Origin of the sequence: Caloramator proteoclasticus DSM 10124, from assembly GCF_900129265.1 — a bacterium.
Classification (GTDB): Bacteria; Bacillota; Clostridia; order Clostridiales; family Caloramatoraceae; genus Thermobrachium; species Thermobrachium proteoclasticum.
Genome location: NZ_FQVG01000056.1, coordinates 1 through 16,917 on the forward strand (window position 1 = coordinate 1; position 16,917 = coordinate 16,917).

At 31.9% G+C, this 16,917-nt stretch carries 18 protein-coding genes; 14 read left to right on the forward strand and 4 right to left on the reverse strand.

Going from position 1 to position 16,917, the window contains the following annotated elements; translation table 11 throughout:
• Positions 1-398 precede the first annotated feature (398 nt).
• On the reverse strand, positions 399-668 hold the full coding sequence (locus tag BUB63_RS10970) for a hypothetical protein (RefSeq protein WP_073249773.1): 270 nt from the start codon (positions 666-668) through the stop codon (positions 399-401).
• A 96-nt stretch (positions 669-764) separates the two neighbouring features.
• On the opposite strand from BUB63_RS10970, the gene mntA reads away from it, so the two are divergent.
• The 4 genes from mntA to BUB63_RS10990 are packed head-to-tail and all read left to right on the forward strand — an operon-like array spanning position 765 to position 2,305.
• Positions 765-1,214, forward strand: a complete 450-nt coding sequence (mntA, locus tag BUB63_RS10975; RefSeq protein ID WP_073249775.1) for a type VII toxin-antitoxin system MntA family adenylyltransferase antitoxin — start codon at positions 765-767, stop codon at positions 1,212-1,214.
• Positions 1,195-1,632: a type VII toxin-antitoxin system HepT family RNase toxin gene (gene hepT, locus BUB63_RS10980; RefSeq protein ID WP_027307824.1), complete on the forward strand. Its 438-nt coding sequence runs from the start codon at positions 1,195-1,197 to the stop codon at positions 1,630-1,632. The genes mntA and hepT overlap by 20 nt, the downstream gene beginning before the upstream one ends.
• 13 nt (positions 1,633-1,645) lie before the next feature.
• Entirely contained in the window at positions 1,646-1,963 is a 318-nt protein-coding gene (locus tag BUB63_RS10985; RefSeq protein ID WP_073249777.1) for an iron-sulfur cluster biosynthesis family protein, read from the forward strand.
• A gap of 21 nt (positions 1,964-1,984) precedes the next feature.
• Positions 1,985-2,305 carry a putative heavy metal-binding protein gene (locus tag BUB63_RS10990; protein WP_027307826.1) on the forward strand — a complete coding sequence of 107 codons (321 nt, stop codon included), beginning with the start codon at positions 1,985-1,987 and terminating at the stop codon, positions 2,303-2,305.
• A gap of 19 nt (positions 2,306-2,324) precedes the next feature.
• On the opposite strand, the gene BUB63_RS10995 is transcribed toward BUB63_RS10990, so the two are convergent.
• Together BUB63_RS10995 and BUB63_RS11000 are read right to left on the reverse strand one after the other, a co-directional pair.
• The gene (locus tag BUB63_RS10995) at positions 2,325-3,674 is read right to left on the reverse strand and encodes a sensor histidine kinase (protein WP_073249779.1); all 1,350 of its coding nucleotides are present in this window, start codon (positions 3,672-3,674) and stop codon (positions 2,325-2,327) included.
• Positions 3,671-4,327, reverse strand: coding sequence for a response regulator transcription factor (locus BUB63_RS11000; protein ID WP_073249781.1), 657 nt, complete (start codon positions 4,325-4,327; stop codon positions 3,671-3,673). Before BUB63_RS11000 ends, BUB63_RS10995 begins: the two co-directional genes overlap by 4 nt.
• A 161-nt stretch (positions 4,328-4,488) precedes the next feature.
• Here BUB63_RS11000 and BUB63_RS11005 point away from each other — a divergent pair, with 161 nt between their 5' ends.
• The 10 genes from BUB63_RS11005 to BUB63_RS11050 all read left to right on the forward strand — a co-directional run bounded on the left by BUB63_RS11005 (position 4,489) and on the right by BUB63_RS11050 (position 16,561).
• A complete protein-coding gene (locus tag BUB63_RS11005; RefSeq protein WP_073249783.1) occupies positions 4,489-4,944 on the forward strand; it encodes a DUF2680 domain-containing protein in 456 nt (151 codons plus the stop codon).
• A gap of 121 nt (positions 4,945-5,065) precedes the next feature.
• Positions 5,066-6,097, forward strand: a complete 1,032-nt coding sequence (locus BUB63_RS11010; RefSeq protein ID WP_073249785.1) for a substrate-binding domain-containing protein — start codon at positions 5,066-5,068, stop codon at positions 6,095-6,097.
• On the forward strand, positions 6,090-7,610 hold the full coding sequence (locus tag BUB63_RS11015) for a sensor histidine kinase (RefSeq protein WP_073249787.1): 1,521 nt from the start codon (positions 6,090-6,092) through the stop codon (positions 7,608-7,610). The genes BUB63_RS11010 and BUB63_RS11015 overlap by 8 nt, the downstream gene beginning before the upstream one ends.
• The gene (locus BUB63_RS11020; RefSeq protein WP_073249789.1) at positions 7,604-9,211 is read left to right on the forward strand and encodes a response regulator transcription factor; all 1,608 of its coding nucleotides are present in this window, start codon (positions 7,604-7,606) and stop codon (positions 9,209-9,211) included. The genes BUB63_RS11015 and BUB63_RS11020 overlap by 7 nt, the downstream gene beginning before the upstream one ends.
• Positions 9,201-10,277 (forward strand): sugar ABC transporter substrate-binding protein, encoded by a 1,077-nt coding sequence (locus BUB63_RS11025; RefSeq protein WP_073249791.1) that lies wholly within the window; start codon positions 9,201-9,203, stop codon positions 10,275-10,277. Before BUB63_RS11020 ends, BUB63_RS11025 begins: the two co-directional genes overlap by 11 nt.
• A gap of 250 nt (positions 10,278-10,527) precedes the next feature.
• Complete coding sequence (locus BUB63_RS11030) at positions 10,528-11,622, forward strand: sugar ABC transporter substrate-binding protein (RefSeq protein WP_084106764.1); 1,095 nt, start codon at positions 10,528-10,530, stop codon at positions 11,620-11,622.
• A gap of 90 nt (positions 11,623-11,712) precedes the next feature.
• Complete coding sequence (locus BUB63_RS11035; protein WP_073249799.1) at positions 11,713-13,233, forward strand: xylose ABC transporter ATP-binding protein; 1,521 nt, start codon at positions 11,713-11,715, stop codon at positions 13,231-13,233.
• 11 nt (positions 13,234-13,244) lie between these two features.
• Positions 13,245-14,420 (forward strand): sugar ABC transporter permease, encoded by a 1,176-nt coding sequence (locus tag BUB63_RS11040; RefSeq protein ID WP_027307836.1) that lies wholly within the window; start codon positions 13,245-13,247, stop codon positions 14,418-14,420.
• Between the two features lie 358 nt (positions 14,421-14,778).
• Positions 14,779-16,170: a glycine--tRNA ligase gene (locus BUB63_RS11045; protein ID WP_073249793.1), complete on the forward strand. Its 1,392-nt coding sequence runs from the start codon at positions 14,779-14,781 to the stop codon at positions 16,168-16,170.
• Positions 16,171-16,183: 13 nt separating this feature from the next.
• Positions 16,184-16,561 (forward strand): DUF6762 family protein, encoded by a 378-nt coding sequence (locus BUB63_RS11050; protein ID WP_051350562.1) that lies wholly within the window; start codon positions 16,184-16,186, stop codon positions 16,559-16,561.
• A gap of 90 nt (positions 16,562-16,651) precedes the next feature.
• Here the strand turns inward: BUB63_RS11050 and BUB63_RS11055 are convergent, their stop codons facing one another.
• Positions 16,652-16,840 carry an aspartyl-phosphate phosphatase Spo0E family protein gene (locus tag BUB63_RS11055; protein WP_073249795.1) on the reverse strand — a complete coding sequence of 63 codons (189 nt, stop codon included), beginning with the start codon at positions 16,838-16,840 and terminating at the stop codon, positions 16,652-16,654.
• Positions 16,841-16,917 lie beyond the last annotated feature (77 nt).

A 16,917-nucleotide genomic window follows, 5' to 3' on the forward strand; every position in this document is an offset into this window, starting at 1 on the left:
TGTTCGAGTCTATTAAAACTTTTAAGTCTACAGATAAATGTGAACAGAACTATAAATGAAATAGTTGAAGTTTCAATTTGAGGATTTATTCTTCCATCTTTTAACCCCTTGATTTTTTCTCCAAGATGGTATACCTTAGAGAAGTAGGTGAGCATTTGTTTTAAATAACGCTTGTTCATCTCAAAACATCCTTTCTATTGGGTTTGTAGCAAAATTCATTATAGAAAGGATGTTTTCATTTTTAAACCCTAAATTTTTTCCAGTAAAAATCGGAATTTACATATTTCAATTATTATTCATCTAAACCATTACATATCAAGGGGCTACGCCCTATTTATTTTTTAATCTGCGAAACTTCTGATGAAGAAAAATTTAAAAAATTAAATAAGAGGATTTGATTATCTCAAATCCTCCTCAAGTTCCACAATCTCAAAATAATCAAAATCTATCTCCTCAATAAAATTATCCTGTTTAAAGGAAGTTTTAGAATACTTATTATACTCTTCAAGATTTTTAGGAAGCCAATAGGGCTTTTGAATATCAAGTTTTTGACATATCTCTGTTATACACATTTTTAGGTTCTCTTGATAATCTGCACCACCTTTAAATTCTGCCTCTTCGTGTCTTATTAGCTTATTATTTTTGTATATTTTTCCCCAAAGTCTCAACTATAGCACCATCCTTATTGTAATTATTTTTTAGTAAGGTATAATAATTTATAATAACACGTTTAGAAGTAAAATAAAATATATAAGGGTGAAATTATGAAACAAAAGGATTTAAATGAGGCTGTAGAGTGTATTAATAATAAAATTAATATTTTGCTTGAACAGTTTGATATTAAGCTTGTTTATATATTTGGTTCATATGCAAAGGGTACAAATACTAAAAACAGCGATCTTGATATTGCAATTTTGCTGGGTGAATATACACCCTATGACAAAATAAATCTTATATCAGAATTGGCGGGGATTTTAAATAGAGATGATATAGATGTCGTTATTCTAAACGATGCCAATTCAATATTAAAATTTCAAGTTATAAAATATGGTAAAATTGTTTACAAGGTTTCGGAATATGAAAAAGTAATATTTGAGTCAAAAACAATGGATGAATATATGGATATGGAATATTATAGAAACAGACAAAAGCAGGTTATGGATATAACTTTTAAGGAAAAGTGGGGTATGTTAAATGACAAAAGACATAGCTGAACTTATAGAATATAAGATAAGAGAACTACAAAAAAATCTTTTGCTTCTTAAGCAGGTTTCATTTGATATAAATAAAGAAAATCTAAAGAGAGATATGTTAAGATATTGGGGTATTGAAAGAGGTTTACAAATTTCGGTTGAATGTGTGATAGATATAGCCAATATAATAATTTCTACAACTGAATTAGATAAACCTGATAGTTATAGAGAAACCCTTCTTACTTTGCATAAAATAGGTGTAATTCCAGAGAAGTTTGCAAAGAACATAGTTGGAATGGCATCCTTTAGAAATATATTAGTTCACGATTATTTGAGGGTGGATGAAGAAATTATAATAGATGTGCTGAAAAATAAACTTGATGACTTTGCAGAGTATATAAAATATGTGCAGACGTGGTTAGACAAAAATTATAAATAAAAGAGGTGTTAAAATGGAGGTTCAAGTAACAAAATTAGCAGAGGATAAGATAAAGGAGGCAATAAAAACATATAATGAAAAGAATCAATTAAGAATATATGTAGAGGCAATTGCGTGCCACGGTGCAAAATTTGGTCTTGCCTTTGATGATATAAAGGAGGATGACATAACAGAAAAGGTTGGAGATATTACATACTTTGCGGATGAAAATGTTTTAAAATATTCCGATGGAATAAAAATAGATTATGTTTTAGAGCCTAAAGAAGGATTTATAGTAACTTCCTTAAGGCCAGTAAAATCAAGCTGCTCAAGTTGTGCAGGTTGTAAATAATTTAAAAAGGGGGATAAAAGTATGATTATTACAACTACTCCTTCGATAGAAGGGAAGAAAATAGTTGAGTACAAGGGGATTGTTTTTGGAGAGGTCATAAGTGGTGTAAACTTTGTAAAGGATTTTATGGCAGGACTCTCTGATATTTTTGGAGGACGTTCATCTACTTATGAGGAAGAACTACTTTACGCAAGGGATAGAGCACTTGAGGAGATGAAACAAAGAGCACAAGCTTTAGGTGCCAATGCTGTTGTTGGTGTGGATATTGACTATGAAGTATTAGGACAGTCAGGAAGTATGTTAATGGTTACAGCATCAGGCACAGCTGTTGTAGTAGAATAGGTGGCATTATGCCACCTATTTATTTAAACTGTATTATAAAAGTGGTTCCTTCTCCTATCTTGCTTTTAACCTGTATGTTTCCATTATGAAGCTTAATTATCTCTTTAGCAATAGATAAACCAAGACCTCCTATCCCTTTTTCTTTAACCCTATAAAACCTTTCAAAAATAAATGGAAGGTGTTTTTCTTCTATTCCTTCACCATTATCTTTTATAGTTATTGTAATTTTTTCTTCATTGCTTATACTAATTTCAATTAGTCCATCATCCTTTGTATGTTTAATGCAATTTGACAGTATGTTTAATATGGCCATCTCAAGGTAGTATCTATCGGCTTTCATTAATATATCATTTCCATTTATTAAAATAATCCTGTTTCCCTTTATTATTTTTATTTTATCTACAATATCACTTAACAAGGCATATAGATTTACTTCTTCAAACTTTAAATTTATATTACCTGACTCTATTTTAGAAAGTTCAAGGTTTTCATTTACAAGTTTATTTAACCTTTCAACCTCTTCAATTATATCCTTAATATATTCCTTCCTCTCTTCTATAGGAACAATGTCGTCATAGAGTGCCTCTGCATATCCTTTAATAATCCCAAGGGGAGTTCTAAATTCGTGGGTTACATTTGCTATAAAATCCCGCCTTAATTTTTCAGTTTTAGAAAGGTTTTCAGCCATTGAGTTTATTGTTTTTGAAAGTTCTTCTATTTCATCATTAGTATTTATATTTAGTCTTATGCTGTAATCTCCCCTTGATATTTTCTTGGCAGCATCATTTATTTCGATGATTGGCTTTGTGAACTTGTTACTAATAAAGTATGCACCAACAAAGGATATAAGTATTGCAACAAATAAAAGATAAGTAAATTGTTTAGATATATTAGATACTGCATTGTTTATTTCAACTGTAGGTATATGAATAAATATAGCAAATATATTACCGTTTAATTTAGCAGGATAGCCAAGAGAAATAATCTTGCTCTGCCTTAACATCATTTCATCTGTTCTATATATTATTTGACCATCTAAAACACTGCTTAAATAGTTTTTTTCTATATTCATTATTTTGCCTGTCATACCCATCATATGCGAGTATTCTTTGAAAACAATATCTCCATTGCTATCATAAATTGATACACGTGCATTTAATGTACTTGAAATTCTCTCTATTTCAGAAGTAAGTTTATCTTGGTTTATAAGATTTTTTTCAATAACTTGTGCATAGGAAATAAGTTTATCCCTTTCAGTATTTGAATAGTACCTATTTAATATATTACTTTGCAGAAGTACATTAAAAACTAAAAGAATAATCATTAAAAGAGATGTGTACACTATTAACTTATATCTTATTCCTCTCATTTTTTCACCTCGAATTTATATCCAAACCCTCTAACCGTTTGAATATAGTCCCTATAATCACCAAGTTTCTCTCTTATATTTTTTATGTGGGTATCAACAGTTCTAAGGTCTCCATAATATTCATATCCCCAAACAGCATCAAGTATTTGTTCCCTTGATATGGCTATGTTTTTATGTTCATACAGATATAAAAGAAGCTCAAATTCCTTTAATGTCAAATCAATAGTATGTCCGTTAACTCTAACCTCCCTTGCAGATTTATCAATAAGTATTCCTTCTGATTCATCAGTCTTCTTAACTCTTTTTAATATGGCACGAGTTCTTGCTACTATTTCCCTTGGACTTGCAGGTTTTACAACATAGTCATCAACTCCAAGGTCAAAACCGAATAATTTATCATCCTCTTCGCCACGGGCAGTTAGCATAATAACAGGAACATCGCTATCCTTTCTTATTGTTCTTAAAACACTCCAACCATCACGTTTTGGAAGCATAACATCAAGTATGATAAGAGAATGAGTAAGGGGTGAGAATAAGTTTATAGCCTCTTCACCATCCTTTGCCTCATCAACGCTATATCCTTCGTTTTCAAGATAAAGTTTTAAGACACGTCTTAATTTATCCTCATCTTCTACAAGAAGTATTTTGCTCATAAGAACACCCCCTAATTGTTTTAACTATATATTAATACATAAAATCAAAAAATAAAATGAACTTCACAAAATCTACACAAAAATCCCATAAATCAATCACATTATAAAAATATAATCAAAGTATAAGATAAATAAATTAAATTTTTAGGAGGTAGATTAGTATGAAGATGAAAAAGATGGCATTAGGACTTTTAATAGTAGGGGCAGTATCAACAACTGCACTTGCTTATGCAGCCACAAGACCAGTTGATATAGTTTCAAAGCTAACAGGAAAGACTGTAGAAACTTTATACCAAGAAAGAGCACAGGGCAAAACATATGGAACAATAGCAAAGGAAGCAGGAAAGCTTGAGGAGTTTAAAAATGAAATGCTAAAGAATAAAAAAGAGATATTAGACCAAAGAGTAAAGGAAGGAAGGATAACTCAGGAACAGGCAGATGAAATTTATAATTCTATTAAAAACAATATGGCAAACTGTGATGGAACAGGTTCACAAAGACTTGGTCAAAAGTATGGTGTTGGTTTTGGAAATAGCCAAGGAAAAGGAATGGGAAATGGTGCAGGATTAGGTCAAGGAATGAGAAGAGGATTTGGAAATGGGTTTAACAGAAGATAGGATGTTTAAATAAATATATTAATAAAAAAGAGTAGTAAACAATCTGATTACTTGTTTACTACTCTTTTTGTTTTTTATGATATAATGAAAATTGAGAATTTTATGACAAGGTGGGTTAGCAATGTTTAAGAAGTTGGTAGATTTTATAAATAGACAAGCTATTTTAATTCTAATAATAGCAAATTTAGCAGCAAGTTTATTGCTTATGTATACAAAAAATGATAGAGAACAGACTGTTTTTGCAAAACCTCTATATCATTTTTATTTTATAACACAAAACTCAACAGATCCCTTCTGGAGAGAGGTTATAATGGGGGCAAATAAGGCAGCAAAGGATAATAATGTAGTAATAGAGTTCTGCTCTCCAAGATTTAATGATCCAAAGGAACAGTTAAAATATCTTGATATTGCAATTTTATCAAAGGTGGATGGAATTATTACCCACGTTCCAACAACAGGAGATTTCACAAGCCTAATTGATAGGGCATTTTTTAAGGGTATTCCTGTTATTACATTTGAAAATGATGATAATAAAAGTAAAAGATATTCCTTCGTAGGGGTAAATAGTTTTGAGGTTGGTAAAAAGGCAGCGGAACTTATGATAAAAGCAACAGGTGGAAGAGCCAATATTGCAATTATCACAAGCAATGATTTAAATCAAGATTTGGTGGAAAACAATCTAAAAATGAACGGTTTTTTTAGTGCCATAAAGGATTATCCAGAAATGAAGGTTGTAAAAACCTATACATCTAAAATGGGCATTTTAAGTGCAGAGGAAATAACACAAAAGATTATAGATTCGCAAGAAAAAATAAATGCTATTTTTACAGTTAGTTCAGCAGATACCTTAGGAGCAGCACAGCTAATTGTAGATAGAAACAAGGTTGGTGAAATAATACTTGTGGGCTATGGAAGTTCAGAGGAAATCATAAGATATATTGATAAGGAAATTATTTATGGAACTATATCAAGTGATCCCTTTCAGATGGGATACGAAAGTGTTAAAGCACTTATTGATATTAAATCATCGAAAAATGTTCCGTATTATATAAATACCGAATTAAAGGTTTTAACAAAGGAAACGATTGAGGAATTCAAGAAAAAAAGCAATGAAAAGGAAAAACTTCTAAAGTGGGAGAGTCTTTATGAATAGAGAGTTTTTTAAATTCTTTGGAATAAGAAAAAAGCTAATTATATATTTTTTGTTTATTATATTGTTCTTAAGTAGCATAAGTCTTTTTTCCTATTATAGTGCCGATGTAGTTTTAAATAATACAAATACAATCATAAAGGATTATATATACATAAATGATGTAAAAAACACAGTAAATAGCCTAATTACAGAACTTGAAAAATACTTGACTACCGCCTCCTCTGAAAGCCTTTTGCGTTATTATGACTATTATAATAGACTTCAGGTAATATCAAGGGAAATACCAAGAACTTTAGATTACAATGAAGATAAATTAATTCTAAAGGATATTGGTAATATGCTTGATGAACTTTTATCAGAAACGGATAAGGCTGTGTTGGCAAAGAGAGGTAGGATAAGCAGTAGATACATAGCAAATTTTGAAAGGGTTACTGAAATAGGTGAATATATAAACAAATACAATAATAAACTGTTAGACAATACATTAAAGGGTGGTACCGAAAGATACCAAAACATAAATAGCAATATGAGGTTTATTATTATACTAACCTTTTTTGCAATAATTGTATCAGTTATTGTCACATTATATATTGCAGCATCTGCAACCTATAGATTAATAAAACCAATATCTGAGCTATCAAAATATGCAGAACGAATTACAGAGGGAGACTTAGAGGTTAAGCTTACTCAAACCCATACAGGAGATGAAACAGATATTTTAACAGGTGCATTTATAAATATGGTTGAGAGCATAAAGGATTATATAAGTGAACTTAAAAAACAAGCCGAAATGGAAAATAAGCTAAAGGAGCAGGAGCTTCAAAATTTAAAAATGGGTAGTCTTCTTAAGGAGGCAGAACTTAAGTATCTACAATCACAAATAAACCCCCATTTTTTATTTAATACATTAAACGCGGCGGCACAATTATCAACAATTGAAGGGGCTGATAAGACATCAGAGTTTATTGAAAACATAGCACAACTTTTTAGATACAACCTTAAAAATATTGATGATTTAGTCTCCTTAAGGGATGAAATAGAACACGTTATAAATTATATTCAGATTTTGAAGATGAGATTTGGAAACAGGATAGACTTCTATACTGATATAGATGAACTTGCGTTAGATACCAAGATACCAAGAATAACACTTCAGCCAATTGTTGAAAATGCTTATATACACGGGCTTCAAAATCTTGAAAGAAAAGGGGAAATACATCTTAATGTAAAGGCGGAACTTGATTATGTATTAATTGATATTATTGACAACGGGACAGGAATGGATAAAGAGTGTATAAATGCAATAATATGTTCAAATAAAGATGAGGAGATTGCCAAAAAACACGTTACAGGCATTGGAATGAAAAATGTCTTAGAAAGGTTAGAGCTTCTTTTTAATATAAAAGATAGAAGTGAGTTAATAAGTATTGAAAGTAAAATAGATGAAGGTACTAAAGTAACCTTGAAGATACCAAGATTTAATGTGGGACAAGGGGGATTAAAAGTATGTTGAAGGTTTTAATAGTAGATGATGAGTATCTTGTTCTTGAATATATAAAAATGATAATAGAAAAAAACTTTGATGATGTAAAAATTGTAGATACTGCAGCTACAGGACGTGAAGCAATAGAAAAGGCAATACAAACAAAGCCAGATATTGTTTTTATGGATATACATATGCCTGGCATAAATGGAATAGAGGCTATAAGGCAGATTAAGTCTACAAATAGCGATATATTTTTTGTAATACTAACAGCCTATGAATACTTTGACTACGCAAAGGAGGCATTAAATCTTGGTGTTTTTGAATATCTTTTAAAACCTATAAATAAACTTAAGTTAATAGAAACCATTAATAATCTAAAAACTGCAATTGAAAAAAGAAGAAGAAATATAATGTTGGAGGTTGAATTAAAGGAGAGAATAAACAATATTGTACCATTTTTAGAGGGACAATTTATAGCATATAAGATGTTCAATATAGGAACATTAAATGATGTGGGATTTTATGAAAATGTTTTTAATATGTCATTAAGGCAGGGTTATGTTATGAGTGTTTCCCTTGAGGGTGATGGACGTTTAGTAGGAAATACAACTCTTAAGGACAAATATGATAAACAGAATTTTTACGACCTGTTTAAAATAAAATTAAAAAGTATAGTTCCCTGCATTATATCCAATCCTTTATCGGATAGAATTGTAGCCTTTATCCCGACTGATGAAGATGAGGATGAATTTGTTAAATATAAATCCATTGAAACAGCAAAGAAGTTTGAAGAAAAAATAAAGGGTGCATCTAATTTAAAATATAAAATAGGAATAGGTAGAAATTATAGTATAGAAAATTTTAATAAGTCCTGTAATGAGGCCTATATTGCATCTTCTATAAATAATGGACAAACTATTGTTCATTATGAGGATATAAATCCTAATACTCAAAAGGATGATGTGTACCCTTGGAACCTTGAAACTGCCTTTTTAAACTGTATTGTTTCAGGAGACTTTAATGGTGCTAAGGAAGCTTTTAAATCAATATATGTTTGGTTAAGCAATGCATATGTTAATGATATATACAAAATAAAAACAAAACTTATAGAATTGGCCTTTAATGTAGATAAAGTTATTCCATATAAGCTTGATAATATTAATACCCTAAAGCAGGCATTTGTTTTGACGGTTTTAAAGGAAGAGGATATAAATGAAATAAGAAAAAGCTTTTTACAGTATATTTCAGATATCTCCCTTGAAATACAAAATAGAAAGCAGGAGCAGGTGGATGATATTATATCAAAGGTTTTAGAATTTATAAACAAAAATTATAAAGAAGATATTTCTCTTCAGGATGCAGCACAGCACGTTAATATTAGTTATCATTATTTAAGCAAAATATTTAAAAATGAGATAGGAAAAGGATTTACAGATTATTTAACAGAACTTAGAATAGAAAAGTCTATGCAATTATTATCTAATAGAAATATGAGTATAAAGGAGATATGCCAAGAGATAGGATATAATGACCCTAACTACTACTGCAAAATATTTAAAAAGATAACTGGAATGACCCCCACAGAATATAGAGCTTCAAGCAGGATAAGGGGGGATTATGTTGGTTAAGGATAGGTTTTTAAGAAATTCAATATTAGTTTCACTCCTCCTACTTCTCATAATACAAACAGCCTTAATTTTTATAAAGTTTTATAAGCCCTATATATATTTAGCTTCAAAAAATAGTGTGAAGGATGATAAAAAGAAGATAAGAATAGGTTTTTCACTTGGTACTTTAAAGGAAGAAAGATGGATAAAGGATAGAGATATTTTAATGGCAAAGGCAAGAGAATATGACGCTGAAATTATAGTACAAAATGCAAATAATGACGACCAAGATCAACTAAATCAGGTTAAATATCTATTGGATCAGGGGATTGACGTGCTTTTGCTTGTTCCTAATGACTATATAAAGGCACAAAGTGCAGTTCAAATGGCAAAGGAAAGAGGAGTTCCAGTTATATCCTATGACAGATTGGTGCTTAATTCTAATGTTGACCTCTACATAAGTTTTGACAATGTAAGGGTTGGAGAGCTTATGGCAGAGGGAATATTAAATAAAATGAGATATGGCAACATTTTTATAGTAAACGGTGCAAAAAATGACTACAATACAAAGATGATTAAAGAGGGTTATGATAAAAAGTTAGAGCCATATATTAACAATGGACAGATTAAGATAGTTGGAGAAGAGTGGTCGCCTAATTGGATGAGGGAGTATGCCTTTAATGTTGTTGATAGAGAACTACAGAAAAACACAGATATAGATGCTGTAATATGTGGAAATGACAGCCTTGCAGAGGGAGTAATTGAGGCACTTTCAGAACATAGACGTATAGGAAGGGTTTATGTAGTAGGACAGGATGCAGACCTTTGGGCTTGTCAGAGAATAGTAGAGGGTACACAGCTTATGACGATATATAAGCCAATTGATAAACTTGCGGAAGAGGCAATTAGGATGGCTATAAAGCTTGTAAAAAATGAACAAATACAAACAAATAATAAAATATTTGATGGTAAATACTATGTTCCTTATTATGTTTTAGAGCCTATTGCAGTGGATAAAAATAATATGGATGAAACCATAATAAGAGATGGATTTCACTTGAGGGAGGAAGTTTATCTAAAGAAGTAGATAGATTTAAACCCCATAAAAGATTTGGTATTTTATCAATCTTTTATGGGGTATTTTTGTGTAAAATTTTGCAACAAAAAATTACTAATTAATTTTATAAAATTCAGATAATTCACTAAATTATACTTATCCAACACAAATACCTACAGAGACAAGCCAAGATAAATATGCAATAATTTAGTTGAAGCTAATGAGTTAGAAAATTTTAAATTAGCTGAAAATAACAAAACAAAATTCAGGGGGGTTTAGTATGATTAAATTGAAAAAGTTTATTTCAGCAGCAGTGTTAGGCCTTATGATGTTTAGTTTGACATCCTGTGGAACAAAAAAGGTTGATGTTGGTATAGTTCTACCAACAAAGGATGAACCAAGATGGGTTCAAGACGAAACAAGATTTAAGGAAGCTCTAAAAGACACTAACCATTCAGTAGAAATCCTATTTAGCCAGGGTTCATCAGCAAAGGAAAAGGAAAATGTTGACGCCCTTATAGCAAAGGGAATAAAGGTATTAATCATTTGTCCTCACGATGGTAGTGCAGCAGCTGCAGCAGCAGAAGCAGCTAAGAAGGAAGGTATTAAGGTAATCTCCTATGATAGATTAATAACTAATACCGATGCAGTTGACTACTATGTAACATTTGATAGCGTTGCAGTAGGTGAAGCACAAGCAAGATACTTAGTAGAACAAGCTCAAGGTAAAGGAAACCCATTATATCTATATGCTGGAGCAGCATCAGATAATAATGCATTCCTATTCTTTGAAGGTGCTTGGAATGTTCTTCAACCAAAGATTGCTGATGGAACATTTGTTATAAAGAATTCAAGCGAAGCAGTTGCATTACAAGGTAAGGCAAAGCTAACTCGTGATGAGATGAGTAGAATAATAGGACAAGTAACTACAAACTGGGATTTTAACGAAGCAAAGAATAAGGCAGAGGCACACTTAACTGCAGCTTCAAAGGAAGATAAGGGTAATGTATATATATTAGCTCCAAATGATGGTACAGCGCGTGCAATAGCAGATGCATTCGCAGCTGACAAGGACGTTACAAGCTATAAGATAACTGGACAAGATGCAGAAAAGGCTTCAATACAATACATCATTGATGGAAAGCAATCAATGACAGTATTTAAGGATGTTAGAACACTTGTAAAGGATGCTATAGGAATGGCTAAGGATATACTTGATGGTAAGGAACCAAAGACTACTGGTTCATATAACAATGGTAAGATAGATGTTAAGGCAAAGCAAACTGAAGTTATTGTTGTAACAAAGGATAATGTAAAACAAGCTCTTATTGATTCAGGTTACTACAATGCTTCAGACTTTACAGGAATTAAGTAAAAGCAGTTTAAATTTATGAATAGTGGTAGCTTTGGCTATCACTATTCATTCATAAAATATTTTAATGTTTATCAAGGAGCGAGCGGTGTTATGAGCGATTATATTTTAGAGATGAAAAATATAACAAAAACATTTCCAGGAGTTAAGGCTCTTGATAATGTAAATTTTAAGGTTAAAAGAGGAGAAATCCACTGCTTAGTAGGTGAAAATGGTTCAGGTAAATCAACTTTAATGAAGGTTTTAAGTGGTGTATATCCTTATGGAGAATATTCAGGAGATATAGTTTTTAATGGAAATATCCAAAGGTTTTCACATATATCAGATAGTGAAAAGGTTGGTATTGTAACTATATATCAAGAACTTGCACTAATACCTGAACTTACAGTATATGAAAATATTTTTTTAGGCCACGAAATTAAAAAAGGTAAATTTATAGATTGGGAAGAGACAATAGTTAGAGCCAAGGAGATGCTAAAAAAGGTTAAGCTCAATATAAATCCTTCAATTAAAATTAAAGACCTTGGTGTTGGAATGCAACAACTTGTTGAAATAGCAAAGGCCTTAAGTAAAAATGTAAAACTTTTAATACTTGATGAACCAACAGCTGCTCTAAATGAAGATGATAGTGAAAATCTTCTTAAACTTATAAAAGAATTAAAGGCACAGGGAGTAACCTGTATTTTGATATCCCATAAGTTAAAGGAAGTTTTAGAGGTTGCAGATTCTATAACAGTATTAAGAGATGGAAAAACGATTTGTTCACTGGATAGGGAGAAGGATAAGATTACAGAAGGTATTATTATAAAACATATGGTTGGTCGTGAAATAGATGATATATATCCAAAGAGAAATATAAAGAATTTTGGTGACAAGGTACTTGAGGTTAAGAATTTAAGTGCCTATGATCCCAATTTAAATAGGCAGATACTAAAAGATGTTTCCTTTAATGTAAGAAAGGGAGAAATAGTTGGTATCGCAGGGCTTATGGGTTCAGGAAGAACAGAACTTGCCTTGAGTATATTTGGCAACTCAAAGGGTTATAAGGTAAAGGGAGATATTTTTGTCAATGGAGAGAAGAAGAGATTTTTAAAACCAAAGGATGCAATAAAGGCAGGAGTAGCATATGTAACTGAGGATAGAAAGGGAAATGGTTTGATTTTAATTGACGATATAAAATCAAATATCACCTTGGCAAATTTAAAGAGCTTATGTGAAAAGGGATTTATAAATCAAAATGAGGAAATAAAGGTGGCTAATGAATATAAGGCATCTTTGAAAATAAAGGCTCCAAGTGTGGAACAAAAGGTTGGAAATTTAAGTGGTGGAAATCAGCAGAAGGTTTCACTTGGAAAGTGGCTCTTTGCAAGACCCTATGTGCTTATACTTGATGAACCAACAAGAGGTATAGATGTTGGAGCAAAATATGAAATCTATACATTGATGAATGAACTTGTAAAGCAGGGTATGAGTATAGTTATGATTTCATCAGAACTTCCTGAAGTTCTTGGAATGAGTGATAGAGTATATGTAATGTCAGATGGAAAAATAGTTGGTGAATTACCTATAGAAGAGGCAACCCAAGAAAAAATTATGGAACTTGCAACTAATTAGGAGGCGTGGATATGGATTTTATTAAAGAAGCAAAACAACTTTTAAGAGAAAATATTCGTGAATATGGTATGTATATAGCCTTAGCAGTTATAATGATTATATTTACAATAGGTTCTGGTGGGCTTTTTATATCATCAAGAAATATAAGTAATCTAATCAACCAAACTGGATATATTGCAGTTTTATCTGTTGGTATGACTTTGGTTATTGTAATAAGACACATTGACCTATCAGTTGGATATGTTGCAGGATTTTTAGGAGCACTCATTGCAATTTTACTTACAAAGTATGGTACTCCTGTTCCTGTAGCAATACTTGTAGCATTGATATTGGGTTTACTCATTGGTCTTTTCAATGGATATTTGATTGCAAATGTAGGTATTCCAGCCTTTGTTGCAACATTGGCGGGTATGCTTGTGTTTAGAGGAGCACTTTTACTTGCTACAGAGGGTACAGGAACAATAATAATACCAAACAAGAGCTTCAATGCAATAGGAAATGGATATATTCCGGACATTGCAAATATAAAGGGAGTTCACCTTTTAACTTTACTAATTGGTGCTTGTGCAATTGTTTTCTATATATATAGCGAATACAAAACAAGAAAAAATAAGTTAAAATACAACTTTGAAGTTATTTCTAAACCTATGTTTATATTAAAACTTGTATTCATATCGTCAATAATAGGATATGTTACTTGGATTCTTTCTGGGTATAATGGTCTTTCTTGGACAGTAGTTATAGTAATAATTGTAGTTGCTGTATATCACATAATAACCACAAAAACATCTCTTGGAAGACACATTTATGCGGTAGGTGGAAACCCAGAGGCTGCAAAGCTAAGTGGTATTGATGTAAGCAAGATAACATTGATAGTTTTTGGTTCAATGGGACTACTTGCGGCACTATCAGGAATTTTATATACTGCACGTTTGCAATCAGCAACAACTACAGCAGGAACACTATTTGAACTTGATGCAATTGCGGCTGCCTACGTTGGTGGAGTTTCTGCAGCAGGTGGCGTAGGAAAGGTTACAGGTTCAATAGTTGGTGCACTTGTTATGTCATCCCTTATTAACGGTATGAACTTAATGGGAGTAGGTATTTCATATCAATATATTATAAGAGGTGCTGTTCTTGCAGCAGCAGTAATATTTGATGTAAAGACAAGAAACAAGAGCAAGTGATTTTGAGAAGTTCCCCCTTAAATTATATATTTCCTATTAGATGAAAGGGTAGAGGCTGTTTCAAAATAGCCTTTACCTTTTTATTAATGACCCTTGACAAAATTTATCTATTTGTTATCATAAAATTTAAGAAATTAATATTTGTGCTATGAGAGGAAGGAGTAGCTGAATAAGTTGCTTTTAGCGAACCGAGGAGGGTGAAAGCTCGGTAGTAACCTTCAGTGAAGGGCAGCCTTGAGCACTACCTTAAAGCTGGGCGTTATGCCAATAAGGGTGGAACCGCGGAAGTAAACCTTTCGTCCCTTGCCGGGATGAAGGGTTTTTGTTTTGGAAAAAATAAAAAGAAGGAGGTACAAAAATGGCAGTTGAAAAGACAATGGATAAGATTGTTTCCCTTTGTAAAACAAGAGGTTTTGTTTTCCCAGGTTCAGAGATATACGGAGGTCTTGCAAACACTTGGGACTATGGTCCTCTTGGGGTTGAATTTAAAAACAATGTAAAGAAGGCTTGGTGGAAAAAATTCATTCAAGAGAGCCCATATAATGTTGGTTTGGATTCAGCAATACTTATGAATCCTGAAGTTTGGGTTGCATCAGGGCACGTTGGAGGCTTTTCAGACCCACTTATGGATTGTAAAGAGTGTAAAACAAGATATAGAGCTGATAAACTAATAGAAGATTTTATGAAAAATCAAGGCGTTGAAAATCCAATCGTAGACGGTTGGAGCAACGAAAAAATGAAGCAGTACATAGATGAAAATGGAATAGCTTGTCCTGAATGTGGAGCTAAAAACTTTACAGACATAAGACAATTTAATCTTATGTTTAAGACATTCCAAGGAGTTACAGAGGACTCAAAGGCACTTGTATATTTAAGACCTGAAACTGCACAGGGTATATTTGTAAACTTTAAGAACGTTCAAAGGACAACAAGAAAAAAATTACCCTTTGGTATAGGTCAAATAGGAAAATCCTTTAGAAACGAAATAACACCTGGTAACTTTACATTTAGAACAAGAGAATTTGAGCAAATGGAACTTGAATTCTTCTGCAAGCCAGGAGAAGACCTAAAGTGGTTTGAATATTGGAAGGAATTCTGCAAAAATTGGCTACTTAGCCTTGGTATGAAGGAAGAAAATATTAGACTTAGAGACCACTCAAAGGAAGAACTATCCCATTACAGCAATGCTACAACAGACATAGAATACAAATTCCCATTTGGCTGGGGAGAACTATGGGGAATTGCAGATAGAACAGATTTTGACCTAAAGCAACATATTAATCATTCAGGAGAAGAACTTGTTTATTTTGACCCTGAAACAAATGAAAAGATAGTTCCATATTGTATAGAACCATCTGTTGGTGCAGATAGAGTTGCCCTTGCCTTCTTAGTTGATGCCTACGATGAAGAAGAATTAGAGGGCGGAGATGTAAGAACAGTTTTAAGACTACATCCAGCACTTGCTCCATTTAAGGCAGCAGTACTACCACTTTCAAAGAAACTTTCTGATGAAGCCTTTAAGGTATATGAAATGCTTTCTAAGAAGTTTATGGTTGACTTTGACGAAACAGGAAGTATAGGAAAGAGATATAGAAGACAGGATGAAATAGGTACTCCATTCTGTATAACCTTCGACTTTGATTCATTAAATGACAACTCAGTTACAATAAGAGATAGAGACACAATGACTCAAGTTAGAATACCAATTGCCGAAGTTGCAAAATATATAGAAGAGAGATTAGAATTTTAAAGAGGTGTAATATATGGAAATTGATGCAAAGGCACTTGTTCTAATGAAGAGGGAAAATGGAGTTCTTCAGGAGGAACTTGGAAGCTATGAGATTGAAGAGGGTTTAAATTTAGTCTATAAGGCGTATGTTGAAGATGGTAAGGTTTATCTTTTCCTCACCACAAAGGATGATGTTACCGATGAGGAGTTTACACAAATATATGATATGTATGACATAGAAAAGTACAGTCAGATGGGATACAAAGTAGAGGAGATAGACGATGAATACAACCCAATGTGGTGTGTAGAGCTTGACTTTGTAGACGACCACGAAGAGATGCAGGAGAGATTAAATGATGTAATTTTATTCCATAATGATGAGATGAATAGAATATATGAAGAAATAAGGTAAGTTAAAAACAGCCCACCTTATAAAAATAAGGTGGGCTGTTTTTGATAAGGTATTGTATAACAAAGCACTCTACAAATTAATAAATACTAATCATTTAGACATATCTAAATAAAAATTTATTGCTTCATCTAATTGTTTACTAATACTTAATACTCTTTTATCTGATGTTCCATATAGATTTATATTATCTTCCAGTATATTACGTAGTTTTATAATTTCTGATTTTAGTTTTTCTATTTTGTTCTGCTTATTATTTACAATATTTCTCATCATACCCATATACCCTCCTCCTTTTAAGTTCACAATGCGACAATTCAAAAAATTTAAAACAAATTAACTTAAAATGCAATATTTAT